Genomic DNA, 26,814 nt, shown 5'->3' with positions numbered 1-26,814 from the left:
CACCGGCGAGCCGGGAGTTGCCTTACTCTTTGATGAGGCGCTTGGTTAGGCTAATCACTTGGCCGTTGCTCTGGCCACGCACCAGTACGTTATAGATACCGCTGGCAATGGTGGTGAGGTTCAGGTCATGCACCAGGCCCGCTTCCAGCGTCCGGCCGAGCACCACCCGGCCCAGGGCGTCGAGCACGCTCACCTGGTACGTGCCGGTGGGCAGTTGCATCAGGTCGAGCTGCGTGGCAGCCGTGGCGGGGTTCGGGAACAGAGCAATGGCGGGCACAAGCTTGGTGAAGGCCACCGTGCGCACCGGCGAGTAGGTAGCGGTGCCGTCCACATCCACCTGCTTGAGGCGGTAGTACACCGTGCTGCCGGCCTTAGCGCCGATGCCCGTATCGGTCAGCGAGTAGTCGGTTGGAGCCGAAGCCGTGCCCTGGCCAGCTACCTGGCCGATTTTCACGAAGTCTGTGCCAGTCAGGCTACGCTCTACATCGAAATGGTCGTTGTTCTTTTCCGAGGCCGTGCGCCACCCCAAGGCGGCGTCCACGTTCTTCACCGCCGTGGCCGTGAACGAAACCAGCTCCACCGGCAGCGGGCCGGTAGTTACGGTGACAACACCCGAAAACTCGGAAGTACCGATGCCGGCGAGTGTAGCCGTGGCACTAACTACCGTAGTGCCGGCAGTAACGACAAAACCAGTGGGCAACTTACTGAAGGGAATGGAGAACACGAAAATATTCGTGTTATCGGTGCCCTGGTTGATGCCGTTGATGGTACCGGAATAGCTTGCAACCTGATTATTGCTGTCGTCAACACTGCCTTCAACAGCCGAAGCCAGGTAGGTTGCGCCTTCGCCAAAACCAGTAGGGTCGGCCGTGCCTACCGCGAACAGCTCAACGTTAGCACCGGGGCGGGCATACCCGCGAACGAGCAGATTGGTCCCGCTTACGCGAACCTGCGCGATTACCGGGAAGTTGAGCAGGCCGTTGGCACCAACAGCAGTAGAGCCGTTCGTGCGCCCGTCGACATCGCCCGTGTCATTCAGTGTCTGGGCGGTACCAGTGGTTTCAGAATCGCCGGCGTTCAGCAGGTCGATACCCAACCGGCCGTTGGTGGTGATTCCATTCTGCGTGATGATTGTCGAGCCGGCCACGTTGGCGGTATTAGTTCCGGGCAGTACCAGGACGCCGGTACCGACGTTGTTGGTAATGCTGTTCAGGCTAATCGTGTTGCCAACGCCATAGGCACGGATGCCGGAGGTTTCGGTGCCGCCGGTGGTGCCGTTGCTGCTGACGGTGTTGCTCGTGACCGAGATGCTACCGGCGCTGCCGTTGAGGTCAACCCCCGAGCCTTTGTTGCCCGTGATGAGGTTGGCCTGCACCGTGCCGCCCGCCATGCCCAGGAACAAGCCATCGGCAGTGCTGCTCAGCATTCCGTTGTTCCGAATCTCGTTGCCGGAAATCATCAGGCTGCTGGTCGAAGCAGAAGCAAAATCCTGGATACCGCTGTTGGCGTTGTAACCAATCAGGTTGTTGCTGATGGTGCCACTTACCGTACCAGCGGCCAGGCTGGCCAGCAGAATGCCATTGCCCGTGCTGCGGGCCGCATTGGCGTTGGGGTCGGTGCCGTTGGTGGGGAAGGTCGTAGCCACCGTGCCAATGACGTTGCCCGTGATGGCAACACCGGAAGTAGCGCTCCCCGTAACGTAGATGTTGGCGCCGTTTGCGTTGAGGGTATTAGACGCGCTGCTGTTGCCGAAGCCCAGAATGGCAATGCCTTTCACGCCATCGCCCGCGCCCGACAACGTCAGGCCATAGGTTGAATTGGCCGTGCCCGACACGCCCACAATCTGCACTTCCGGGCCGTTGAGCGTGCCCAGGGCCGTACCCGTGTCGCTGCCCACCGTGCCACCCGTGCCGAGTGTAGCGGAGTTGGTGTTACTGTTGTTGGTCTGCGTCGTACCGTCAATCACCGTGTTGGCATCCGTGATAATAAGCGCACCGTTGGTAGCCGTGTTCGGAGTGAATACGGCCACACCAGAACCGTTCAGGCGATTGGTCAGGCCGCTCCGCAAGCCCGGTACTGCTGCCGCGCCAGGCACCATGAAGACACTCGATTCTTTGTTTGCTGTCAGCGCGGTGGTCACGCCACTGCCGTTAGTATACACCTGCGCCAAGGTACTTTCGCCTCCCAAGGCATTGCTGTTGGCAAGGAACTGCCGCAATGAGCCCTGGCCCGTTTCATTGGTGTTGGTTATCACATCGAAGTTGTAGCCGAAGTCCACGTCGGTGACGCTGGTATTGCTCACTATCAGAGGCACTTGGCTGACACCTGGCACGCTGGCAGCGGCAGTACCGCTCACACTGAATTCGCTGGTCGTAAAGGAGGTATAAGTACTCGACGACGGCGTAATTTGACCAATTTCGACCCCATTGACCCCACCCAAGCGGATGCTAATAGTCAGGTTATTTAAGCGGCTGTCTGTGCGTTGTGCAGTCCGGAATCGTACAGAGTAAACACCGGCAGCCAATGGAATAGTTTGCGACATGGAAGCGCCAGCACCTTGCAGAAACCCTACTTGGGTTCCGGTAGAAGTATTAGGGCTGAACGCACTTCCGTTACCGGCAATGCCTGCTCCAGCGTACGACCATGATGAGCCACTGGGAGCATAGCCAAATGTCGCGCCTAATGATGGCGTCTCGAAGCCCGGATTACCAATTGGGTTGGTAGTAACTGCAACACCGGACTGCAATATCTCTACATTATCAACAAAGGCCGTATTGTCCAAGCCACTGGGATTGAGACCTACGAAGCTTACCGTTGCGCCAACCGTAGCGGCAGCCGGGCTATCAGTCGTAGCCGATGGGTCTTCGCCACCTACCCGGTTCACATCGCCCCGTACATAGGTCTGCACAGCTACTGGAGCCGGCGTAGCCGTTGTGCCGTTAGTACGAGCCGAAGTGACAGTAGGAACCAGGGTACGTACCGTATAATTTCCGGAGGCCACGTTGAATGAATACTGTCCGTTAACATCAGTAGTTGTGGTGCCCACAATTGCATTGGTGTTATCGTAAATTTCTACCGTAGCGCCAGGACGCCCCACGGCACCGGCACCAAGCGTAGCCCGGCTACGGCCAGAACCACCGCCATAATTTGCATCTTCAAATACATAGCCGCTCACAATGGTAGCTGCCAGCGGCGAGTTGGGTGCAAATTCAGAAGTGCCAGTGGTTGCTAGAAACGCCGTAGCGGTGAGGCTCTGACCACTGGTGGTAAAAGTTATTCCGGTAGGGGCTGTGATGTTGCCGGTAAAATCCCCGCTGGCATTGGCCGTCAGAGTGCCGATATAGGTTTGCCCTTCACCGTGGGGGAAATCCAAACCATCGCCAACGAAGATGGGACCATTGTTGGTTCGGGGGGCTACGTCGAGGTTATTCGCGATGTACAGTTCAATGGTTGCATTGGCAAACAAAGCTTTTGTAGCCGTGGTCCCAACGTAACCCGTCACAGTGATACTATTTGCATTATTGTAACGGGTCAGGGTAAATACTGGGTAGTCAATCCCTCCGTTACCAAAAGCAGTATTCAACGTGCCGTCATTAGCAGTTACGCCGTCGCCATTGCCATAGTCAGTTGCACCAAGACCAGGTCCGCTCACATAGTAACCCGGCTGCGAAATCAGGTCAATGCCAAGGTTACCACCAGTGTTGGAGTTTTTGATGGTGCCGTTGCCAAACGTACTGTTGCGGCTGATAATTACATTGCGCTGCCCGTAGCCCACCACAATACCCGATGCTTGGGACTGGTAAATACGGTTGAAGGCGATAGAGTCGGCATTGGTTCCGGTGCGGGAACCGTTGCGTTGCAAGTACAGAATAGCAGCGCCTTCGAGCTGTGCCCGCGCCAAGGAAGTACTGCCGTTGCCGTTGTCGAAGAACGTGTTATTGCGTACCACGTTATATGCAACGCCACCCACGGCATTCTGCCCAATTTCAAACTGCAGGCCGTCCGAGTTGCTCGTTGTGATGAGGTTATGCGTAATAACCATCGGCCCCGAATTGGCTTGGTCACCAACGCTGATAGCATCACCACCAACTACACGGTAGCCATTCTGCACAAATTCGTTACCAGTCACCACCAGTTTGCCTGCCGCGGTTGAACCGCTGGAGCTTGAAAGGCCTGAGTTGCCAGCGTAACCAATCAGGTTATTGCGCACGGTACCATAAGACCCGCCGTTCCGGATGTAAATACCGAACTGTGCGTTGTAAATAGTTCCCCCCGGGTCAGACACAGCCAGGGCGGTGGTGCCAATCAGATTGCTAAGAATTTGCAGGTTGATGGCCGGTGCCGTAGCACCTGCCTGGATAGCTGCACCATGAATGGCAATGCCGCTTACGCCAAGGCTGTCGCCTTCCAGGTCGAGGCCGTAGGCCAACGAAGTATTGGCCTGGATTTCTACTTCGGGGCGGTTTATCTGGGCTAAAGCTACGCCTTTCACGCCAACAGTGCCACCAGTACCCAGTACACCCGTATTTGAATCGTTAATATTAGCCGTTTGCGTAGCTCCGCTGATGCGGGTACGGGCATCCGTTAGTGCAGGTAGTGCGGTGGACAGCTGAATCAGAACCCTTGCGGCTCCTGCGCTTCCAGTCACGTTCGAAGCCAAGCCCGAACGCTGCCCGTTGTGCGCGTTGCCATCCGGAACCATGAAAACACTTACTTCACGCCCGGCCAGTTGGCCTGCTTGCGCCAAGCCGGCATTGGTGAGTGCGTTGGCATTGATGATGAACTGCCGAAGCGAACCCTGGCCGCTGTCATTATCGTTGACGATGGTGGAGTAGTTGTAACCAAAATCCACTCCGGAAACCGTGCTGTTATCAGCAGCCAGTGTGGCAGGCGACTGGCTCTGAGCAGTTGAGGTGCCCTGAGTAAGGGAAGCCAGCGCGTTCGTGCCGGCCGACGGCACCGTGAACGTGGCGGTATAAGTGCTGTACGCCGTGCTAGAAGTCGGGGCCAAATTACCGCCGTTCACCGGGCCACCCGAAAAAGTCAGATTGGTTGTTACTCCGTTAATGACAACGGAGCCTTGGATTCTTTGGCCACCGCCAGCCGTACGCTGAGAGGCTAGCAATGTCAGCGTATAAGTAGTATTAGACGTTAGATTAGCCGTCTGCTGCAACGAACCGGTGTTCTGGACAAAAGCGACCTGCGTACCTGCCGTTGTAGTAGCAGGACCAAAACCACTACCATTAGCCGCAATGCCCGACTGTCCTGCAAATATCCAGGAAGCCCCGTTCGGAGTGTAGGTAAAGCCGCCATTCTGAGATGGGGCTTCAAAACTGTTGTTAGGAAAAGCGCCTCCATTGCTCAGCGTAATGTTATCGATGAACACCGTCTGGTCACCCGTCGTATTAAGGCCAGTGAAACTGAGAGTAACAGGAGTTACACCAGCAAGATAGGCTCCTGCGTCCTGTAATTCGGGGGCCTCGCCACCAACTCGGTTCAAATCGTTGGCACCGACGTTGGTACGAAAGGTCTGAACCGGTACCAAGCCGGCCACGGAACCAGGACGCGTAGAACGCACCGTTGAGTTTACTACCCGCACGATGTAGCTGCCAGCCGAAAGGTTCGGGAAAGAATATTGCCCTGCGACGTTAGTAGTGGTAGTGGCAACGAATGCCCCGGCGCCGGTGTATAGTTCCACGGTAGCAGCGCTACTCACAGTAGCAGCCCCAGTAGTACCAGCCAACGGCCGTCCGGCTCCGCCACCATAGTTGGGGTCTTCGAAAATATTGCCGGTGATAGAGCCCGCTCCTGTATATGTGTAGTTGGTACTAGAAGTAGCCGTGCCACCGTTAGTAGTTACAGTAATTGTACCAGACACACCAATTGTTCGGGCGGGCGTGACGATTGTAATTTGCGAAGTCGAGACAAATGTCACGGTCACGGCCGTACCGGCTATGGTTGCCGTTGTATTTCCGTTGACGAAGTTTGTTCCGTTCACTGTTACAGTCGTACCGCCAGTATAAGGCCCGCTGGGCGGCGTGAAGGTCGTGATGGTGGGCGCGGCCAGGTACGTGTAGGTACCATTATCCGTGCCGCCGTTGGTGGTCACAACGAACGGAACGGCACCGGCGGCGTGCGCTGGAGCCGTAAACTGGATTTGCGTGGGCGAAACGTACGTTACGGTCACGGCCGTGCCGGCCAAGGTAGCCGTTGTGCCGCCCAAAGCCGCACTGGCAAAGTTCGTCCCGGTCACCGTCACGACGGTGCCGGCGGTGATTGGCCCGCTGGCCGGCGCGAGGCTGGTAATGGTGGGGGCGGCTAGATACGTATAGGTGTCGCTGTCCGTGCCGCCGTTGGTAGTTACAACAATGGGAACGGCACCTGCCGCATGAACTGGGCTGGTGAACTTAATTTGTGTGGAGGAGACATACGTCACGGTTGCGGCCGCGCCGGCGATGGTGGCCGTTGTGCCGCCGCCGACGAAGTTTGTCCCATTCACCGTTATAATCGTACCACCGGCGGTGGGGCCGCTGACCGGTGAGACGGACGTGATGGTTGGCGCCGCTGCCCGTAAGGTTATTGACGATTGTGCGTTAGTAGCGCTGCCATCATTATTACCTTGGTTGTTATCTGTATCATTACCACTCTCGATATACGATGCTCGCACACTGATAACCGTAAGCGGCACGTTACCAGGAACCGTAAAAGATGCGGCCTCCGTACGGTTAGCACCTGATGTTAAGTCAGCTATCGGGAATAGGATTGTAATCTCAGAGGTACCTGCATTATAGCTGCGCGTCCCCGCACTGGTAAAGGTCAATAAGGCGTTCAAGGCAGATGAGATATTACCAATAACGAGTTGTTGTTGCACGTTATTAAATGTACCCCCACCTGGGCTCACAGTTCTGGCAGAGAAAGTCACCGTTGAGCCACCCAGCGCAGTACTGCCAGTAACAGGGGCACTAATAATATTGGTAGCCAAGTCGATAGTAAGGGCGGACCCCTGAAAGGACATCAGCAGGCCCAGGGCCAACATTGTTGCAAACAGGTACAGCGGTTTGATGGCTGCGAACCAGTTCGGATTGGGTGGGGAAAGCCGAGCCTCCTGGTAGGACTGTGCTTTAGGCAGTGGATAAAAACGTAAGGGTTTTCGCATTGAATTAGCGTTGGTTGTTAAGGACGGTTATTTAATGAGTTAAGAAGCAGCAACGATTAGCGGCATCCGGCCCAGGAGGGAGCGAATGCTTCAATTAAATAAATACTTGTTTTTGTACAAAAAAAATAAAATTCCAAAGGAAGAGCTTTCCCTATTTGGGTTGCAAAGTAAATGCATGTGGTTAAATATTAGCGTCAATATCTCCAAAAAATAACATAACCAATGCATTTTTAAGCAGAAGATTACCTTCATGTAATGGTATTATGCAAAATATTGCGTAACCATAGCACCCTTGGATGCGTAGCTGAGTCTCATTTTGGGATTGGTTTAACCCCAAGCAAGTCTGGTTTCGCTTTTTATTGCGGACAGAATCATGCGACTTATACTCTTAGAAAAGCACTAAATTTAATATTTGTTATCAATCTGACTGTCTTAGAAATTCTGACACTCAAACCGGGCTTTCCGACCTCTCGGCTCCCACCGAAAGACCTCAAAACATAGCCTTTTCGGAGCACCCCTCTGTCCTAAGGGTGGCCGGCCATCCCCGCCACATCCGTGCTCACGCCACTGGCCATCCCTCGTCAGTCGCTGAGACTGGCAACGAGCATTTATCCGGGTTAAACCGCTAGCTATTTTTCATCTACGAGGCGTGATAACCAGCTCCCGGTGATGGCGGCACTAGCAGCACTACGGCAGTAGCGCCATCTCATGCAGGGATGGAAACGGCCCATCAGCAGAAGGGGCTGGGCTACTTAGAAGATTCTAAGTAGCCCAGCCCCATTGAATTCCCTGAACGAGCCCGAAATGAGCTCAACCCAGCCATCTTGCTACCTCCCGCTGGCGGCTACCAGCTCCTGTAGCGGCTTATTGAAACCAATGGCATCCACCAATTCTTCCAGGGGAAGGTGCAGGCGATATTTCCAGAAATGGAAGGGATTGCTGGGCACGTTGATTTGTTCGTCGTGCGGGTTGGCCCGGCGCAGGTGGCTGTCGATGGCCAGCAGGTCCTGAAGAGGGAATATGGCCCACATGGCGGGGGAGTGGAGATGCTGCACCAGAATTTCGTGCGCTACCCAGGGCTCGCAGTAAAACGGGGCTACTTCGCGCCAGTGGCCGAGGATGGTTTCAAAGAAGCGCTGGGTGCGCACCCGGTCTTCTTCCCACCAGCCGCGGATGGTGCTCATGTCGTGGCTGCTGGTTGTGACCACGCTCAGGTAGGGCGCGGTGTTGGGATGGCCGAACTCGGTTTCGGGGTTGGAAGGCATGCGCTGGATGTTGAGGCCCAGGATGCCGAGCTCTTTCATCACGCCGGGCACGGAGGCGGGCACCATGCCCAGGTCTTCGCCGCAGATGAGCATGTCGGTGGCGTAGCGCACGGGCGGCAGCTTCACGAGGCCCTGCTGACGCCAGAACTCTTCGTGCCGATGGTAGAAGAAGTCAACGTAGATGCCGTCGTAGAGCCGGCGGCGGTTTTCGTCGGAGTCCAGCTCGCGGAACGAATAGCTCTTGTTCAGGGTGATGCGCGGGTGGTAGAAGTCATCGCCGGCGGGCACGAAGAGGACTTCATTCACCAGGGCAAACAGGCCCTTTTGCAGCCAGGCAAAATAGTCGGCGTGCTCGGGGTAGTCGGCCAGCTTCTGGGCGATGTAGGCTTCGATTTTACGCTGATTGTTGACTGGCTCCTTTAAATGAATGCGGCCATAGCTGGCGTCGTACATGTACTCGTCGAACACGGCCTGGGCTTCACCCTGGAAGATATCCTGGAGCATGTGCCAGCGGATGTAGGGCTCGCAGAGGCGGCTGTAGTCGAACCAGCCGAGGCGGCGCTCAATTTCGTGGCGGTGCAACGGCAGGGCCGGCGCAAAGTGGCCCAGCAGGCCTTCGACCGACTCAATGGGCATCTCCCAGATGCGGAAGAAGCCGAGGATGTGGTCGATGCGGAGGGTATCGAAGTAGCGGCTGAGGTGGCCCATGCGCTGTTTCCACCAGAGGTAGCCGTCTTCGGCCATGCGCGTCCAATTATAGGTGGGGAAACGCCAGTTCTGGCCGGTGGTGGAGAAATCATCGGGCGGGGCGCCGGCCTGGCTATCCATGTGGTACAGTTCGGGCTGGGTCCAGGCATCCACGGAGTGGCGGTAGATGCCGATGGGCAGGTCGCCTTTCAGGACCACGCCCCGGCTGCGGGCGTAGGCCACGGCGGCGCGCAGCTGCTTGTCGAGATGGAACTGGGTGAAGAAAAACAGGCCGAACTCGTCGTAGTCGGCGGCGGTTTCGGCAGTCAGCTCCGTCAGGTTTTGAGGCGTGCGGAACTCCTCGGGCCAGAGTTGAAAATCGGCGGTACCGAACCGGTCGCGCAGGGCCGAGAAAGCCGCATAGGGCACCAGCCAGCTCGATTGGCTCGCCAGAAACTCGCGGTAGTCGGGGTCGGCCAGGAAAGTCTTTTCTTCCTGTTGATAAAGCAGCTTGAGGAATTTCCACTTCGCGTTCATCACGGGCTCGTAGTCCACGAAATCTTTGGCATTGAACTCGGCTTTTAGCGTGGCCAGCTCCTTGGCGGCTTTCTTGTCTTTGAGGTTCGCGATGCTTTCGAGGTGAATGAACTGCGGGTGCAGCGCAAACACCGAAATGGCGGCGTAGGGGTACGAATCGACCCAGGTGTGGGTGGCGGTGGTGTCGTTAATGGGCAGAATCTGCACCAGCTGCAGGCCGGTTTGCATGGCCCAATTGGTGAGCAGCTTCAAATCGTTGAACTCCCCCACGCCGAGGCCGCTTTCGCTGCGCATGGCGAAGACGGGCAGCGCCACGCCGGCCCCACGCCAGGCGTCGGCGTGGCGGTAGCTTTCGTCGTTGAAGACGCGGGCGACGGTGCGGTCGGTGGTGGCGGGGACGACGCGGTTTTCGCCGCCTTCCATGTCGAGGGCGTGGCCGGCGGCGGCATCCCACATGGCATACTTATAGAGGCAGTCCTCGGCGGGGTTTTGCAGTTTGGTGGCGGCGGTCCAGGTGGGGTAGTCGGCATCGGAGAGCACCAGGGCCTTGGTATTGTCCCAGGCCCCCAGGGCCGGGTCAGAACCGAGGATGCATAGGCCGTGCTGCGGCGCCACGCGAGGTGCGACGAGGCGAAACACCGTTTCGCCGGCGGCAGGGGCACTGGCTACTGGTTGGCGGCTGGTGGCTGACGGCAAGGCCGTTGCGGCCAGTGCCTTGGCGGCTTTGGTCTTGGCAGCGCTGGTTTTGGCCTTGCTGGCTTGCGGCGCGGCGGCTCCGGCGGGAATAGGCGCGTTGGAAGCCGGGCGGCGGAACAGCGCCTTGGTGAAGGCGGCGGTCAGCAGCTCATTTTCGGGCTGGTCGGGGGCGCGCCAGTAGTCGGCCAGGTGGAGGCGCTGGGTGCGAGCGGCTGAATAGGCGATGGTGCGATTGGGCCCGAACTCCCAGCGTTCGCCGCCGGTCGTGTCATCGCGCAGCACGTATTTATAGGTCAGCTCGCCAGCGGCGTCGGGCACAGTCAGCTCGAAGCTCCAGCAAGTGGTGGCTTCGTCGTAGTGCATGTCGACCGCGGCCGGCAGGTGCCAGCTGCCTAGGTCGGGATGAGAGCCGCAGACGGCCAGGCGCTGGCCGAACACGGTGCGGTAGGGAAGCGAGAAACGTAGTATCATGGGACTCGGTGGGGTTTGGGGCGCGCAAGATAACGCTTTGCGTAGTGAGGAATTGAGAAAGAGGGACGAAGAATTAGGAGTTGTCATTCTTCACTTCTCATTCTCAATTCCCCACTACGCAAAGCGTCGCGTTTCCAACCCCAACCGCTGATTTTGCGTTTGGGGGAATCACCCCGGTTTTCTGACTGCTTACTTCCCTCTCGCCTTGTCCACTTTTCTGCGTCGTGCTCTTTACGGATTACTTGGGCTGTTAGCCCTGGTCTTACTGCTGGTTATCGCGGTAGTGGTTGTGCTTCAGTTCCCGGTGGGGCAGGACTTTGTGGCCGGCAAGGCCGAAAGCTACCTGCGCGGCAAGCTGGGCACGCAGGTGCGCATTGGGAAGTTTCGCACGGATTTCCGCCACGCCATCAACTTCGATGGCGTGTACCTGGAGGACCAAAAACGCGATACGCTACTTTCCGTCGGCCACCTCGGCGCCGACCTCGATATCTGGGCGCTGCTGCACAAGCAGGTCAATGTGTCGAACGTGGAGCTGAACGACGGCCGCGTGCGCCTAACCCGTACCGAGCCAGATTCGGCAAACAACTACGACTTCATTATCAATGCCTTCGTGGACCCCAACGCGCCGGTGGACACCACCGCCTCGGGCCTGAAGTACGACATTGGCAAGGCCCGGCTCACCAACATTTACTTCACTCAGGATGACCAGGTAACTGGTTCCGACATCCGGGCGCGCATCGGCGAGTTCACGGCCAACATGGACGCGGTGGATGTGGATAAGTCTGTTTACAAAGTGGATAACGCGGCCTTGCGGCGCGCTTCCATCAGCATTGTGCAAACCAAAACGGCGCCCGAAGTGGATAACCCCGCTCCTACCGCGCCGCTCACCGTGCAGTTTGGGCTGAACCACGCCACGCTCGACAGCGTGCGTTTTGTGTATAAGAACAACCCATCGGCGCAGTTTATCAGCACGAATATTGGGCTGGCCGACATCACGGCGAAAAATATTGACCTGCAAAAGGAGCTGGTGGCCCTCACCAAGCTCACCCTCAAGAACACCACCTTTGCCTACGCCCAGAACCAGGCCGTGCCCGTGGCCGAGCGCGTGGTGAACCCCGCTGAGGCCGTGCGCAAGCTCGACCAGGCCGCCGACCAGAACAAGGCTGCCACCGGCCAGCGCCTGGCCTGGCGCGTGACGCTGGACCAGTCCGATATCAGCGGCCTGGCGGTGGATTTCGACAATTTCAATCAGCCCAAGCAGCGCACCCGCATTCCGGCGCTCGACTACAACCACCTGCATTTCACCGACCTCGTGCTGAACACGCACGAGTTGAACTACTCCGAAAACCGCACCACGGCCAAAGTCGACAACCTGGCCGGCAAGGAGCAGAGCGGTTTCCGCATCGATTCGTGGAAAGCCAACGTGGTGTACGACTCGGTGCAGATTCGCCTCGACAGCCTCGATTTGGTGACGCCACACACCCGCATCCGGCGCACGCTGGCCATCGGCTACGAGAGCCTGGCCGCGCTCGGCGACATGAAAAAGCTGCCGAATCTGAAGATTGAGGGCGATTTGCGGAATGTGCGGCTGGGCTTCCGCGACATTCTGTACCTGGCGCCGCAGCTGGCGGGCACCTCGCCGTTCAACACCGGCCCCAACCAGAGCGTACTGCTGAATGGGCAGATTGCGGGCCGCGTGGGCGATTTCACGGTGCGCAACCTGGAGTTTGTGGGCCTGCGCAATACGATTCTGAAAGCGCGGCGCGGCCGGATTCAGGGCTTGCCCAACACCGATTCGCGGCTGTACGCCGACCTCGACATTCAGCAGTTCAGTACCTCGCGGGCCGATATTCTGAGCCTGGCGCCGAAGGGCAGCATCCCGAACACTATCAGCATTCCGCCCACGCTGGCGCTGAGCGGCACGTTCCGGGGCCGGCCCACCACGCTGGCGTTTGATACGAATCTGAAGTTGCGCTCGACTTACGGCGACCTCGCTTTCAGCGGGAAGCTGGGGGCGGCGCAGGCCAATGGGCGGCAGCCGCTCATCGGCACGTTCGCGGTAGGCGGGTTCGATTTTGGCAAGCTGCTGAAGAACCCGCAGCTGGGCCGCGTCACGGCCACGGGCCGCATCAACGCCACGGGCAATTTGAAAGACCCAGCCACGCTGGTGGGCCGCGTGCAGAGCACCGTGCAGAGCGCCCGCTACAATGGCTACACCTACCACGGCGTGACGGCTACGGTGGACCTCGACCGCAACCGCTACGTCATCAACGCCAGCAGCAAAAAAGACCCCAACCTAAACCTCGACCTGAGCGCCGTGGTGAACCTGCGCGACGCCAAAAACCCCACCTACGAGGTGACCAGCCTGAACCTGCGTGGGGCCAATATTACGGCGCTGGGCTTCTATACCGGCGGCGACCTGCGGGTGCAGGGCACCCTGGTGGCCAACCTGCGCGGCTCGGATTTGAACTCGCTGAACGGCACATTTAGCGGCCGGCACATTGTGATTGTGCGCGACAACCAGCCCTTCCCGCTCGACTCGCTCAACGGCCGCATCGTGCAGAATGCCAACCGCACGCTGGCCGTCATCACCTCCGACATTGCCAATGTAAACCTCGACGGCAACGTGCACCTCGGCGACATTGCGACCGAGCTGCAACAGCACCTCGACCGCTATTTCGACGTGCCCGGCGTGAAGTACGTGGCCAGCGCAGCCGACCGGCATTTCACCTACTCGCTGCAACTCAAAGACCCCAAGCTGGCCACCAAGCTGGTGCCGGGCCTGAAGCAGATTTCGCCCTTTACGCTGGCCGGCGACTACTCGCGGCAGGCGGCCCGCCTCACGGCCAACACCAGCATTCCCATCATTCGCTACCAGAACTACAAGCTCGATTCGTTGCGCCTGAACGTGGATTCGGACCCCAGCAAGCTGGATTATGGCCTGCGCCTGGCCCAGGCCGCCCAGGATACTACGCTCCGGTTGAAGCGCCCCAGCGTGGTGGGCAACGTGGCCAATAACAAGCTTTTTACCCGCGTGGCCATCCTCGGCGACTCGGCCAACCGCGAGCGGCTGGCGGTGGCCGGCACCCTACAGGCCCTGGCCCAGGGCAGCGGCCGCAACAGCAGCGTGGTCTACGAGTTTGAGGCCGCGCCGGAGCAGGTGATTAACTACGAAAACTGGACGGCGGGCGCCAACAACTTCGTGCGCTACTACCCCAGCGGCGCGGTGGTGGCCGACGGCCTCAACCTGACCAACGGCCGCAGCACCCTGGCCCTGCAAAGCCAGAACCCGCAGGTACCCACTTCGCCGCTGGGCGTCACGTTCACCAATTTCGAGCTGGCCGAGCTGGCGCGCATCGTGCAGCAGCAGGATTCGCTGGTGGCCGGCCAGTTGAACGGCAAGGCCCGCATCGACAACCTGGGCAAGAAAAACCAGGCCTTTACGGCTGATGCCACGGTGAAAAACCTGGTGTTCCAGAAGGCGCTAATTGGCGACATTGCTTTTAATGCGACCAACCCCAGCGCCGGCCGCTACGACATCGACGCCAAGCTCACGGGCGGCGCGGCCGGTACCGTGGGCGGGGCCGGCAACGATGTGCAGGTGCGCGGCACCTATCTCGCTACCAGCGCCACCCCGCTCAACCTGACCGTCGATGCCAACCGACTCAACCTGAAGCTGATTGAGCCGTTCTCGGTGGGCCAGGTGCGCCGGGCCAGCGGCTACGTGCGCGGCCAGCTCACGGTGACGGGCGCGCCCGCCGCGCCGGTGGTGCGGGGCACGTTGAGCACGTCCGACGACGCCGGGTTTGTGGTGCCGCAGTTGGGGTCGCCCTTCCGGCTGCCCAATCAGTCGCTCACGTTTGACGAGCGCGGCATTGCCTTCAACAACTTTACGGTGCTGGATTCAGCCTCGAATAAAGCGGTGGTGAATGGCTACCTGCTGACCAGGGATTTCATCAATTACTCCTTTGATATGCGGGCCACGACCAACAATTTCCTGGCCGTGCGCAACACCCGCGACAACAACCCGCTGTTCTACGGCCGGCTGGTGCTCGACTCGGACACGCGCCTGACCGGGCCGGTTTCCCTCATCAAAATCAACACCAACGTAACCGTGGTGCAGGGCTCGAACCTGACCGTGGAGTCGCCCAGCGCCACGCCCACCACGGTGGAGCGCGAAGGCATAGTGGAATTTGTGGACAAAAGTGCCCCGCTCGACACCATGCTGGCCCGCAAAGTGGCTGTGGATACCGTGAAAACGGCTGCCACCGGCTACGACATCACGGCGGTGGTCACGATTACGGACCGCACGCCGTTCACCATCGTCATCGACCCGGTGAGTGGCGATAACCTGCGCGTGCGGGCGGCCGGCACGCTCAATACCAACATTGCGCCGGATGGCACCATCACGCTGAGCGGACGGCTGGAAGTGGCGCGGGGCCAGTACCACATGTCGCTCTACAACCTCGCCCAGCGGGATTTCATCATCCGCAAGGGTTCGACCATTACCTGGGACGGCGACCCGTATAATGCCGCGCTCAACATTACGGCCGTGTACAAGGTGCAGGCCGCCCCGGCCGAGTTGCTGGCCGGCCAGGGCACCGACGACCTCACCAGCGCCACCGTCTCGCGCAACCGCCTGCCGTTTAACGTACTCCTGAACGTGACGGACCAATTGAGCAAGCCCACCATCGGCTTCGATATTACGCTGCCCGAAAACCAGCGCGGCGCCCTGGATGGGCAAGTGGAGGCCAAGCTGGCCCAATTGCGCCAGCCCAACGAAACCTCGGAACTGAGCAAGCAGGTATTTTCGCTGCTGATTCTGGGCCGGTTCGTGGCCCAGAACCCCTTCCAGACCAGCAGCGGCGAGGGCCTGGTGGCCACGCAGCTGCGCGGCAGCGCCAGCGCCGTGCTCACCGACCAGCTCAACAGCCTCACCGGCAAGTACCTCTCCGGCCTGGGCCTCGACCTGGGCGTGACCAACCAGGCCAGCTACGGCACCGACGGCAGCCAGGGCAGCCGCACCGACCTGAACGTGGCCGTGCGCCGCCAACTGCTCAACAACCGCCTCACCGTGCGCGTGGGCACCGACATTGCCCTGAGCGGCGGCACCGGCACCCAAAGCACCACGGGCCAGAACAGCCCCAGCAATCTGGCCGGCGACGTGAGCCTGGAATACACCGTGCTGGCCGACGGCCGCCTGCGGGCCCGCGTGTTCCGCCAAAACAGCTACGAGGACATTGACGGCCCGCTCATTCGCACGGGCGCGGCCCTGGTATTCCAGCGCGATTACAAGGACCTGCAGGAGTTGTTCTCGAAGGTGCCGAAGAACATTAAAGAGGAGCGGAAAGTGAACCGCAAGCAGGAAAAAGTGGACAAGAAAGCGGCGCAGGATTCCGTTCAGAACCAGCCCACGGCCGGAGTGGATACCACGCGGACGAGTAAGAAATGAGGAATGACGCATTCAGTATGATAACCAACATTTTTAGATTGAAAATCAGGCAATTACTCAAGCAGAAATTGCCTATTATTCAATTGCTATCTATCGTTCTCCTGCCCGCCTGCTCGGGCCTGCGCTACATTCCCGAAGGCCAGAAACTGTATACCGGCAGCAAGGTCATTATCAAGACGTCGGAAAAAATCAAAAACAAGGCGGCGCTGCAAACCGAGTTGCAATCGGTGGTGAGCCCCAAGCCCAACAGTTCCATTCTGGGCCTGCGGCCCAAGCTGTATTTCTGGCACCTGGGCGTGGGCAAAAAGAAGGGGTTGGGCAAGCTCTTCGCCGATAAGTTTGGCGAGGCACCGGTGCTGCTGAAAGACGTAAAAATCAGCGCCACCGAAGGCCTTATTCTCAACCGGCTCTACAACAACGGCTTTTTTAAGGGCACGGTGAGCCATGAGGTGAAGGCCAAGGATAAAACCGCACAGGTCGACTACACGGCCACGACGGGCAAAGTGTACACCATCAAAGAAATTCATTTCCCGGAGAGCGACACGGTGGTGAACGCCGCCGTGCGCGCCACCCAGTCCGGCACCCTGCTGAAAACCGGCGACGCTTACAACCTCAACACCCTCACCGCCGAGCGCGTGCGCATCGACAACGTGCTGAAAAACGAAGGCTATTTTTATTTTGTGCCTGACTACCTGCTCTTTCAGGTGGATAGTACGCTGCACGACAAGGTGAACGTGTACCTGCGCGTGAAGCCTACCGCGCCCGCCAAGGCGGTGCGCCCCTACTGGCTCGACCAGATTAAGCTAAACACGAACTACGTGCTAACTGATACCACCCGGCGTCCGCCGGTGCTGTACAAGAAATATCAATACTATCCCGACGAGAAAGTATTCAAGGCCAGCGCCATTACCCGCGCCACGTTCCTGTATCCGGACAGCCTATACCGGCGGCGGCGGCGCGACCAGACCATCAGCCGCCTGATGAGTTTGAACACGTTCAAGTTCGTGGAAATTCGCCTGAAACCGTCGGTAGCCGGCGATTCGGCCGGCCGCGCCCGCCTCGACGCCGACGTGCTGATGACCCAGCTCAAAAAGAAAAGCCTGCGGGCCGACCTGCAGCTGGTGTCGAAAAGTAACGGCTTTACGGGGCCGGGCCTCAATATCTCGTTCCGCAACCGCTCGGCCCTGCGCGGTGGCGAGCAACTGGTAGTCAACGCGGTGGCTTCTACCGAAACCCAGACCAGAAGTAGCAATGGTGGCCTGGGCCTCACCAGCTACGAGCTGGGCATCAACGCGCAGCTGCTGGTGCCGCGCCTGGTGGTGCCCAACCTGCCGCTGCTGGACGTGCACCTGCCAAACTCCGATTTCCAGCCGCGCACCACCATCGGGGCCGGCATCCGGGCCGTGACCCGCGCCAACTACTTCACGCAGAATTTCTTTAACCTGAACTACGGCTACACCTTCAAAACCAAGATTACCAACGAGCAGGAAATCCGGCCCATTGACGTTACCTACGTTCAGTTTACTCCGACCCAAACCTTTACGGATATCCTGAACACTCCGGAGAAAAGCTTCCTGCGCAGTGCGTTTCAGCAGCAGTTTATTCTGGCCAGCTCCTACCGCTACACCTACAACGAGCAGGTGCTGGAGCAGCGCCGCCAACAGATTTACTTTAGCGGCCAGGTGGAAGGCAGCGGCAACCTGGCACAGGGCATCGTCAGCTCCATTGGCGGCACTAAGGATGCCAACGGCAAATACACCATTGGCGGCCAAGAATATAGCCAGTACCTCAAGTTCGATTTGGAGCTGCGCGAGTATTACCGCATCAGCCAGAACCCGGCCTCTGGCAACCGCATCGTGGCCCGGTTGCAGGCCGGCGTGGGCATGCCCTACGGCAACTCCGACGTGCTACCCTACCCCAAGCAGTACGGCATCGGGGGGCCCAACAGCGTGCGGGCTTTTGCGGCGCGCGGCATCGGCCCCGGCACCTACCGCCCCCAGACCGCCACGCAGGAGCTCAACAGCTTCTACGACCAGGTGGGCGACATCCGCCTCGAAGGCAACGTGGAATACCGCCAGGACCTGATACCCTACGTGAAAGGTGCCGTGTTCTTGGATGCCGGCAACATCTGGCTGGCTAATGCCGACCCTGGCCGCCAAACCCTGGCCGCCGACGGCTTGCCCGATGGCAAAAACGGACAGTTCAAGGTCAACACATTTTTGCAGGAGCTAGCCGTCGGCGCAGGCGCAGGGTTACGCATCGACGTGCAGTTTTTCGTCATCCGCTTCGATTACGCCTTTCCGCTGCGCGCGCCCTACGGCACGCCTACTAAGCGCAATGATGATGGCACCACCAGTCCCGATAGACCAGGCCGCTTCAACCTAGCCATCGGCTATCCATTCTAGTGGTGGGGTAGTAGGTTGGTGGGTTGGTGAGTTCTCTGTTTCAGCGGCGCAGATAGTGCAAACAGAACAGCAACCCCACCACCAATCCCCCATCCCACCGCTCCATCACCTCACCGAATTATCGGGCTGCGCTCGAATGGCCGCTCCCGGTCGAACAGGTACCGGTAGGTGGCGTGGGTTTTCACGATGGTGGCCCCGATGGAGCGCGTCGTGACCAGCATGCGGGGGTTGAAGTCGCCAATCCAGTTCATTTCCAGGTCGGCGTAGCCGGCATCGAGGAAAGCACGACGGGCGTACACCAGCATGGCCGCGTCCACGCCCTTGCCCTGGTACTCGGGCACCACGCCGTAGATGATGCCGAACATCTTCTTGTCGCGCCGCTGGCGGAAGCGCCACCGCTGCCACAGGAAGCGCAGCTTGCCCGCCAGGTTGAGGCGCCGGCCTACGTGCTTGAAAATCTGATTCAATTCGGGCAGGCTCATGAAAAAAGCCACCGGCTCGTCACCATGATAGGCAAACCACAGTAGGCGCTCGTCCAGCACGGGCTTCATCTCCTGGGCAATGCGGCGGGCCTGGTCCAGGGTCATGGGCTTCACGCCCGTGTGCCGGGCCCAGGCCAGGTTGTAGACGTGGTGAAAATCCTGGGCCAGCTTTTCGAGGTCACTCTTGCGGGCGTGGTCGAAGCGGAAGGTGCCGGCGTGCTCCTCGGCCCGCTTCGCGAAGCTGGGGTGCAGCGGCGCGGCGGTGGTGCGGTAGCAGGTGTATTGTTTGAAATAGAGCTGAAAGCCGTATTGCTCGAACAGCTGCCGGTAATACGGCGGGTGCCAGAACATGCCGTAGTTGGGCTCGCGGTCGTAGCCATCAATGAGCAGCCCCCAGAACCGGTCGCGCTCGCCGAAGTTGATGGGGCCGTCCATGGCCTGCATGCCCCGCACCGCCAGCCACTGCCGGGCCGCGTCGAACAGCTGGTTGGCCGCCGCCTGGTCGTTCACGCACTCAAAAAAGCCGAGGCCGCCAGTGGGTAAGTCGGCGTTCAGCACGTCGGGCGCGTCGCGGTTAAGGAAAGCGGCTATCCGGCCCAGCACGGTGCCGGTGCCGGGGTCCGTGAGTATCCAGCGGATAATTTCGCCGTTGGTCAGCTGGGGGTTTTTGGCGGGGTCGAACACCAATTCCACCTCGTTTTCCAGCGGGCCGATGTAGTTCGGCACGTCCTTGTGCAAGCGGGCCGGTAATTCAATAAACTGCCGCGCCAGGCGGGCATCAACAACTTCGAGCAGCGGCATAGAAAGGATGCAAAGGCAAAGCTCCCCAACAAAAAATGAGCGGACAAGGCCCTGGGATATCGCAAATAAACACCCGGCGGGCCATACCGGCCCGGCCCGGCGAAACCCGCCCCCGGACGGCGGCAATATTTCTCGCAGGAAGTACATTTAGTCGCGCATATCGTATTATCTTACTAATTTGCTCATTATACGTACCCCGCGGTTGAGGCTTTTGGCCCTGGCCGCACCCACGTGGCCGGCCTGCCCCCCGGTTCGGCCACCTTTCGAAGCCTTGCACAATGCCCCATTGCGCAGGCAGGCTACCGCGTTTTGTTTTTCCCGTTCAGACAAAGCTTCAGTTTCCTGCTATGAAAACGGTATTTGTCTTCCTGGTGTGGTGGAGCTGGGCGGGCGCACAGCCGCTTTCTCAGCCCGGCACTCAGATAGACAGCCTGCAACAGCTGCTGGCCACCGCCCCGGCCGACTCGAGCCGCGTACTGCTGCTGGCCCAATTGGCCTACGAGCACACCCAAATTGACCCGCTGACCACGATTAGCTACGGCCGGCAGGCCCTGCAGCTGGCGCAGCAGCTCGGGTTCCGGCGCGGCCAGTGCCTGGCCCTGATACGGCTGGGGGCCGGGTTTCGGGAGGCCGGCAACTATCCGGCCGCGCTGCAAGTGGGCCTGCAGGGCCTGCGGCTGGCCGAAGCGCTGCACAACGCCGAGCTCACCGGCCGCGCCCTCAACGGGCTGGGCTACCTCAACTGGGAGGAGGGCAACAGCCGCCCGGCCCTCTCCTATTTTTTCCAGGCCCGGGACGTAGCCGAAAAAAGCCGGAACGTCCCGCTGCAAACGCGCGTGATGGGCAACATCGGCAACGTTTACGTGCAGCTCAACCGCCTCGATTCGGCCCTGCTTTACTCCCAGCGGGGCTATGCGCTGGACCTGCGCAACCACGACCTCATCAGCGAAGTGGGCGATGCGGCCATGCTGGGCAACATTTACGCGGGCCTGGGCAACCCGGCGCTGGCGCGGCGCTTCTACCACCGCAGCATTCGTCGGGCGCAGGGCCCCCGCTTTACGTTTGCGCTGTGCCGGGCCTACATCGGGCAGGCCCGGCTGTTTGAGCACCAGGCCGGGGCGCTGGCCGATTCGGCTCTCTATTTTGGCAAGCAGGCGTTGAGAACCGGGCAACAAGGCCACTACCCCAAGGGAATGCTTGATGCCAGCCAATTTCTGGCCGCTGCCTACGCGGCCCGCCACGACAGCGCGGCGGCGTTCCGCTACCTCACGCTGGCCAGCACCACCCGCGACAGCCTCTTCAGCCAAACCAAAATGGCCCAGGTGCAGGCCCTGGACGTGAGCGAGCGCCTGCGCCAGCAGGAGCTCGCCGACCAGCGCACGCAGGCCGCCGCCGAGCGCCGCCAGCTCTGGCTGCTGGCCGCCCTGGCCAGCACCATGCCAGCGCTGCTGCTGCTCTGGCGCACCAACCGCCACAAGCAGCGCGCCAACCAATTGCTCAATGCCCAAAATGCCCAAATTGCCAGCCAACGCGACGAATTGGGCGATGCGCTGGCCCAGCTAAAGGCCACCCAGGGGCAGCTGGTGCAAAGCGAAAAAATGGCGTTTCTGGGCGAGCTCACGGCGGGCATCGCCCACGAACTGCAAAACCCCCTGGCCTTCGTAAAAAACTTTGCTGAAGTGAGCACCCTGCTCGTCGACGATATTGCCGGCGATGGTCCCCGTGCCGCCCCGGAAGGTACCCAAGAGCTTCTGCTGGCCGGCCTCAAGCAAAACCTACAGGAAATCAGCCAGCACGGCCAGCGCGCTTCCACCATTATTGCCGGCATGCTGTCGCGCTCGCACCACGGCAGCGCTGCCTGCGTCCCCCTCGACCTCAACGCCCTGGTGAGCGAATACCTGCGCCTGGCCTATCAGGGCGTGCGCACTAAAGCGCCGGCTTTCACGGCCACGCTCACCACGCGGCTCACCCCCGCGCTGGGCCTGGTGCCCGCCGTGGGCCCCGACCTGGGCCGGGTGCTGCTCAACCTGTTCACCAACGCTTTCCATGCCGTGCAGCAGCGCCAGAAAACCACTCCCGGCTACGTGCCCGAAGTCAGCGTGAGCACCCGGCGGCTGCCCACTGGCCAGGTCGAAATCCGGGTGCGGGACAATGGCACGGGCATTCCGCAAGGCGTGCGCAGCAAAATATTTCAGCCTTTTTTTACCACCAAGCCCCCGGCCGAGGGCACGGGCCTCGGGCTTTCCCTCTCGCACGACATCATTGTGCAGGGCCACCACGGCACTCTTAAGGTCGACTCTACCGAGGGCGAATTCACGGAGTTCACCATTCACCTGCCGGGCTGATAGCCTACTGGTACGCCCGCTTGGCCGCCGACGATGCGGCGGCCCCTCTTTCGCTGGAGGGGAAACCGGAGCCAGGGCCGGCCGGGGGCCCTTTCCGCAACGCCCGGTTGGCCTGAAATTCGCCCAACAGGAAACAAAACGGGCATTCTTGCCGGCTCTCTCCGGTGCCCGGGACCCGACAAGTGACAGCAATTTTTTGTGCAATTCGACACCTCGGATGCGTATGATATATACGAGGCTCGTTCGCTTCCGACTTGCTGGAATAGAATGGGAAGGAGACTTGCATGACGAGCTTATTGTTTCGAATATAAATATAACAATAAAATATTAACCGTCCATATTTGTTGCAAAATAATATTTTTTCAGGACATATCCATACTTTTTTAAAGAGCAATGTTGAGCTTCTTCCTGAATTGGGAAAACAACGTCTCCTGAGGCTGTTAGATGGCTTATTTTGCTAGTATCACAATCCGGCACAAGGAGAATGCTTCAACACAATAGCCGAAATTTTATACTTTCGGCGACGGGGTGCTCCGCGTTTACACAACGTGCAGCACGACCCAGAGCGAGGCCGTTGAAATCACCAGCCACAGCACAAGGCCCAGCACGTAGGGCCGCACGCCCACCGACCGCACCACGCTGACCGAAAGACCCGCACCAATAAAAAACAACGTCACGGTGAGGCCGATTTTGGCTAAGTGTACCATCACGGGCCCAAGCGGCTGAGCAGCGGGCACAAAGGTGTTGACCAGCATGGCGGCGATGAAGCCAAAAATGAAGTACGGGACGGTTATTTTTACGCCCTTCTGTTTGAAGAGCACCGCCGTGCCAATGGACACCGGAATAATCCAGAGGGCTCGGACCAATTTCACGGTTGTAGCTACTTCCAGGGCTTTACTGCCGTAAGCCGCCGCCGCGCCCACCACCGACGAGGTATCGTGGATGGCAATGGCGCACCAGAGGCCGAACTGATTCTGCGTCATGGCCAGGGCGTGGCCAATGGGCGGAAACGCAAACAGCGCGAAGGTATTGAGTACGAACACCGTGCCGAGGGCCACCGACATTTCCTCGTCCTTGGCGCGCAGCACCGGGCCTACGGCCGCAATGGCGCTGCCGCCGCAAATAGCAGTGCCGCACGAAATAAGGTGTACCACGTGGCGGCCCAGTCCCAGCCATTTGCCCACGAAATACCCCAAAATGAGGGTGCCGGAAATGGACACGACGGTGAATAGAATCCCTTCCCGGCCGGCCTGCACCGCCGCGTGAGCATTCATGCCAAACCCCAGGCCGATGACCGAGAACTGAAGGAGTCTGGCCGTGGCCTTTTTGGTTAGGCGGCTGAAGGGGTTGCCTGCCGTTTGGGCCAGCACCAGCCCGAGCGCCAGGGCTATGGGCGGCGAGGCCCAGGGCGTGAGGCAAAACACCAGGAACAATCCAAACACCACTTGCCGCCACGTAAAAGCCTGCCCAAATACCACCCGTGGCGCCTGAAAACCCTGAAAAAAGCCCGGAACTGCCCCCAGTGCAAGTTTGGGGACCGGAGCACCAGGCACAAGTTGCTGCTTTCGGGTGGGCGGCGATGTGATATAGGCCATAATTAAAAGACTGATTGCAAGACAAATTTACAAAATCAGCCCCCTCTTATGTTATTGCAAAATGTAATCCAGCATTACCATATGTTATAGTATCCTGTATTTCTCCGCTTAGGCAACCGTCCTCCGGCGTTGTGTCATACCCATCATTCACGTTAATAACGTACTTTATTTAAATAACTTAACAACATAACAACGACCAGGCAATGTCTCGTTGTAGCCCATAATTACTGCCAGCAGCTGTTCAGAATTATAAACCACAGAAGCCCGTGCCCAGGGCCAAAAGACAAACCCGCCCGCAACCGGAGCAGATGCTTCGGTTGCGGGCGGGTAGCAGGCGTGGCAACAGGCTCAGCTTATAGCTCGGTCTGTTCGTTCTTCAGGTCATATATATCGCCGCCGGCGTAGCGGGGGTCATCCTTAGCATAGGCCGCGCGCTCTTCGGCCTCGGTGCCGCCCTGGGCTGCGCGGATGGCGGCCGTGTCCTGGTTTTGCTCCACCTGGCTGGGCTGCTCGGCGGGGGCCTTCTGGGCGTTGCGGGCTTCGCTGAACTCGTCGGGGTTATCATTCGAGCCATCGTTTGCGATGGCCTGGCTTGCGGGGGGCACCTGGGCAGCCGTGTGGCCAAAATCACCATAGCCGGGCGTGCCTTCGTGGGCTTCACCTGCCAGGTCGGGAGCCGGCTGCGGGTCGGGTTGAGGGGCTTGGGGATTGTTTTCCATAAGAACGGCGGCAAAAGGTGAATACTGGTGCGGCACCAATTGCATGCCGCTACCCTAAGTTACGCTTCTGCGCTATATAGTGTTCTGGGCAAAGCTGAGGAAGCGCTGCGCCGGGCGGGGCAGCGGCTGCCCCTGCGGCCACACGGCCTCAAACTGCCGGGCCAGGTGCAGCCCGGCCACCGGCACTACTTCCAGCAGCCGGCCCGCCAACTCCCGCGTGAGGGCCCGGCGCGACACGAAGCCCAGGGCCTCCGGAGCGGCTTCGAGGTAGGCTTTGATGGCTTCGGTGTTGTCGAAATAAAAGGCCACCGACAAGCTGCTGAGCTTGATTTTGAGCGTGCGCAGGGCGAATTCCAGGACTTCCAGCGTGCCGGAGCCGCGCTCGCGCAGCACCAGCGGGCGGGCCAGCGCCTCGGCCAGCGGCAGGGGCTGCGCGGGCGGGCCGGCAGCGGTAGCGCCCCGCACGGCCACCAGCTCATCGGTGAGCAGCAGCTCGTAGTGCAGGTCGCGGCTTTTGGAGCGGCCTTCCACGAAGCCCAGGTCGAGCTCGCCGCGCAGCAGAGCTTCGGCGATGTGCTCGGAATTGGCGTTGAGCAGGGTGAGCTGGACTTTGGGGTAGCGCTTCTGGAAAGCCGGTAGCAGGCCCGGCAACACGTATTGAGCCAGGGTGGTGCTGGCGCCCAGGCGCAGGCGGCCAGCAGCTTCGTCGGGGTCGCACAGGGTGTGGAGGTGGTCTTCCAGCTGCTGATGCGACGCCGCCACGGCATCGGCATGGGCCAGCAGCAGGCGGCCGGCCTCGGTGAGGGCCACGCGGTTGCCGCGCCGCTCCAGCAGCCGCTGGCCGTACTGCTTTTCCAGCTCGCTGATGTGCTTGGTGACGGCTGGCTGCGTGATAAACAAGCGCTGGGCGGCTTTGGTGAAGCTCAGGTGCTGGGCCACGGCCTGGAACACGCGAAGGCGAAAATCGGACATGGCCCGAAGGTAAATGCCGGGGTTGAAACACCCCGCCGAGCGAGGCAGGTGAGGGCAGGACGACCGCCCCGGCGCAGGCTTCTAGCTTCGCGGCTATTACTTCCCTTTCGCCCCGAACCCCCACCCCTTCATGTTCAGTTTAACCGGAAAAACCGCCGTTGTGACGGGCGGCGGCAGCGGCATTGGCAAGGCCATCGCGCAACTGTTTGCCCGCCAGGGAGCCGCCGTGCATATCATCGAGCTCAATGCCGAGGCCGGGCAGCAGGCCGCCGAGGAAATTCGCCAGGCCGGCGGTACCGCCCACGTTCACGCCGCCGATGTGAGCCAGCAGGCGGCCGTGGTGGCCGTTTTTCAGGCCATCGGCCCGGTCCATATTCTGGTAAATAACGCTGGCATTGCCCACGTCGGCAACGTGGAAACCACCACCGAGGCCGACCTCGACCGCGTGTATCAGGTGAACGTGAAGGGCGCCTACAACTGCCTGTTCGCGGCCGTGCCGCTGATGAAAGCGCAGGGCGGCGGGGCCATTCTCAATGTGGCTTCCATTGCGGCCCACGTCGGTCTCACCGACCGGCTGGCTTACTCCATGAGCAAGGGCGCCATTTTCGCCATGACGCTGTCGGTGGCCCGCGACTACATGGCGCACAACATTCGCTGCAACAGCATCTCGCCGGCCCGCGTGCACACGCCGTTTGTCGATGGCTTCATTGCCAAAAACTACCCCGGCCAGGAAGCCGCCATCTTTGAGAAGCTCTCCCGCAGCCAGCCCATCGGCCGCATGGGCCAACCCGCAGAAATTGCCGCGCTGGCGCTGTACTTATGCGCTGATGAATCGGGCTTCGTTACAGGGTGTGACTACCCGATTGATGGCGGTTTTATCACGCTGAATAATTGAAGAACGTCATGCTTCGGCTCCGCTCAGCATGACGTTCAATTACCTTCACCCTTCCAATAACTTCCACACATTCCTGATGAAACTCATCCGCTACGGCCAGGCCGGCCACGAAAAGCCCGGCGTCATTCTCCACGACCAGCAGTACGACGTTTCGGCGTTTGGCGAAGACTACGACGAGGCTTTTTTTGCCACCGATGGCCTGCGGCGGCTGGCCGAATTCCTGAAGGCGAACGAGGGCCAGCTGGCGCCCGTGGCCGCTGGCGAGCGCCTGGGGCCGCCGGTGGCGCGGCCGTCCAAAATCCTGTGCATCGGGCTGAACTACGCCGACCACGCCCG

Annotated in this window: 10 protein-coding genes and 1 pseudogene; 5 read left to right on the top strand and 6 right to left on the bottom strand. The window is 59.9% G+C overall.

All coding sequences use genetic code 11. The features are described from left to right. Positions 1-22: 22 nt before the first annotated feature. Together J4G38_RS20560 and J4G38_RS20555 are read right to left on the bottom strand one after the other, a co-directional pair. Positions 23-7,156 (bottom strand): IPT/TIG domain-containing protein, encoded by a 7,134-nt coding sequence (locus J4G38_RS20560; RefSeq protein ID WP_210513973.1) that lies wholly within the window; start codon positions 7,154-7,156, stop codon positions 23-25. A gap of 827 nt (positions 7,157-7,983) precedes the next feature. Next, positions 7,984-10,812 (bottom strand): 4-alpha-glucanotransferase, encoded by a 2,829-nt coding sequence (locus J4G38_RS20555; RefSeq protein ID WP_210513971.1) that lies wholly within the window; start codon positions 10,810-10,812, stop codon positions 7,984-7,986. Positions 10,813-11,017: 205 nt separating this feature from the next. On the opposite strand from J4G38_RS20555, the gene J4G38_RS20550 reads away from it, so the two are divergent. Continuing rightward, complete coding sequence (locus J4G38_RS20550) at positions 11,018-16,264, top strand: translocation/assembly module TamB domain-containing protein (protein ID WP_210513969.1); 5,247 nt, start codon at positions 11,018-11,020, stop codon at positions 16,262-16,264. Between the two features lie 83 nt (positions 16,265-16,347). Beyond that, positions 16,348-18,669: a translocation and assembly module lipoprotein TamL gene (gene tamL, locus J4G38_RS20545; RefSeq protein WP_210513967.1), complete on the top strand. Its 2,322-nt coding sequence runs from the start codon at positions 16,348-16,350 to the stop codon at positions 18,667-18,669. A 110-nt stretch (positions 18,670-18,779) separates the two neighbouring features. Here the strand turns inward: tamL and J4G38_RS20540 are convergent, their stop codons facing one another. Continuing rightward, positions 18,780-19,952 (bottom strand): hypothetical protein, encoded by a 1,173-nt coding sequence (locus J4G38_RS20540; RefSeq protein ID WP_210513965.1) that lies wholly within the window; start codon positions 19,950-19,952, stop codon positions 18,780-18,782. A 347-nt stretch (positions 19,953-20,299) separates the two neighbouring features. Here J4G38_RS20540 and J4G38_RS20535 point away from each other — a divergent pair, with 347 nt between their 5' ends. Beyond that, a complete protein-coding gene (locus tag J4G38_RS20535) occupies positions 20,300-22,297 on the top strand; it encodes a tetratricopeptide repeat-containing sensor histidine kinase (protein WP_210513963.1) in 1,998 nt (665 codons plus the stop codon). A gap of 539 nt (positions 22,298-22,836) precedes the next feature. Here the strand turns inward: J4G38_RS20535 and J4G38_RS20530 are convergent. The 3 genes from J4G38_RS20530 to J4G38_RS20520 all read right to left on the bottom strand — a co-directional run bounded on the left by J4G38_RS20530 (position 22,837) and on the right by J4G38_RS20520 (position 25,583). Continuing rightward, on the bottom strand, positions 22,837-23,742 hold the full coding sequence (locus tag J4G38_RS20530; RefSeq protein ID WP_226163615.1) for a YeiH family protein: 906 nt from the start codon (positions 23,740-23,742) through the stop codon (positions 22,837-22,839). A 503-nt stretch (positions 23,743-24,245) separates the two neighbouring features. Then, positions 24,246-24,611, bottom strand: a complete 366-nt coding sequence (locus tag J4G38_RS20525) for a hypothetical protein (protein WP_210513959.1) — start codon at positions 24,609-24,611, stop codon at positions 24,246-24,248. A gap of 72 nt (positions 24,612-24,683) precedes the next feature. Continuing rightward, on the bottom strand, positions 24,684-25,583 hold the full coding sequence (locus J4G38_RS20520) for a LysR substrate-binding domain-containing protein (RefSeq protein ID WP_210513957.1): 900 nt from the start codon (positions 25,581-25,583) through the stop codon (positions 24,684-24,686). Between the two features lie 130 nt (positions 25,584-25,713). Between J4G38_RS20520 and J4G38_RS20515 the strand changes: the two genes are divergently transcribed. Together J4G38_RS20515 and J4G38_RS20510 are read left to right on the top strand one after the other, a co-directional pair. Next, positions 25,714-26,478 (top strand): SDR family NAD(P)-dependent oxidoreductase, encoded by a 765-nt coding sequence (locus J4G38_RS20515; protein WP_210513955.1) that lies wholly within the window; start codon positions 25,714-25,716, stop codon positions 26,476-26,478. A 76-nt stretch (positions 26,479-26,554) separates the two neighbouring features. Continuing rightward, a pseudogene (locus J4G38_RS20510) lies at positions 26,555-26,814 on the top strand (ureidoglycolate lyase); the annotation flags it as partial.

The organism is Hymenobacter terricola (genome assembly GCF_017921975.2).
GTDB classification, from domain to species: Bacteria; Bacteroidota; Bacteroidia; order Cytophagales; family Hymenobacteraceae; genus Hymenobacter; species Hymenobacter terricola.
The sequence above is the reverse complement of the archived record's forward strand: the minus strand, read 5'-3'. Positions and strand labels throughout refer to the sequence as shown.

Excerpts from the sequence above, each read along its gene's own strand:
- J4G38_RS20555 (WP_210513971.1), bottom strand. The coding sequence starts at position 10,812 with ATGATACTACGTTTCTCGCTTCCCTACCGCACCGTGTTCGGCCAGCGC.
- J4G38_RS20520 (WP_210513957.1), bottom strand. The coding sequence starts at position 25,583 with ATGTCCGATTTTCGCCTTCGCGTGTTCCAGGCCGTGGCCCAGCACCTG.
- J4G38_RS20540 (WP_210513965.1), bottom strand. The coding sequence starts at position 19,952 with ATGCCGCTGCTCGAAGTTGTTGATGCCCGCCTGGCGCGGCAGTTTATT.
- J4G38_RS20535 (WP_210513963.1), top strand. The coding sequence starts at position 20,300 with ATGAAAACGGTATTTGTCTTCCTGGTGTGGTGGAGCTGGGCGGGCGCA.
- J4G38_RS20515 (WP_210513955.1), top strand. The coding sequence starts at position 25,714 with ATGTTCAGTTTAACCGGAAAAACCGCCGTTGTGACGGGCGGCGGCAGC.
- J4G38_RS20560 (WP_210513973.1), bottom strand. The coding sequence starts at position 7,156 with ATGCGAAAACCCTTACGTTTTTATCCACTGCCTAAAGCACAGTCCTAC.
- J4G38_RS20525 (WP_210513959.1), bottom strand. The coding sequence starts at position 24,611 with ATGGAAAACAATCCCCAAGCCCCTCAACCCGACCCGCAGCCGGCTCCC.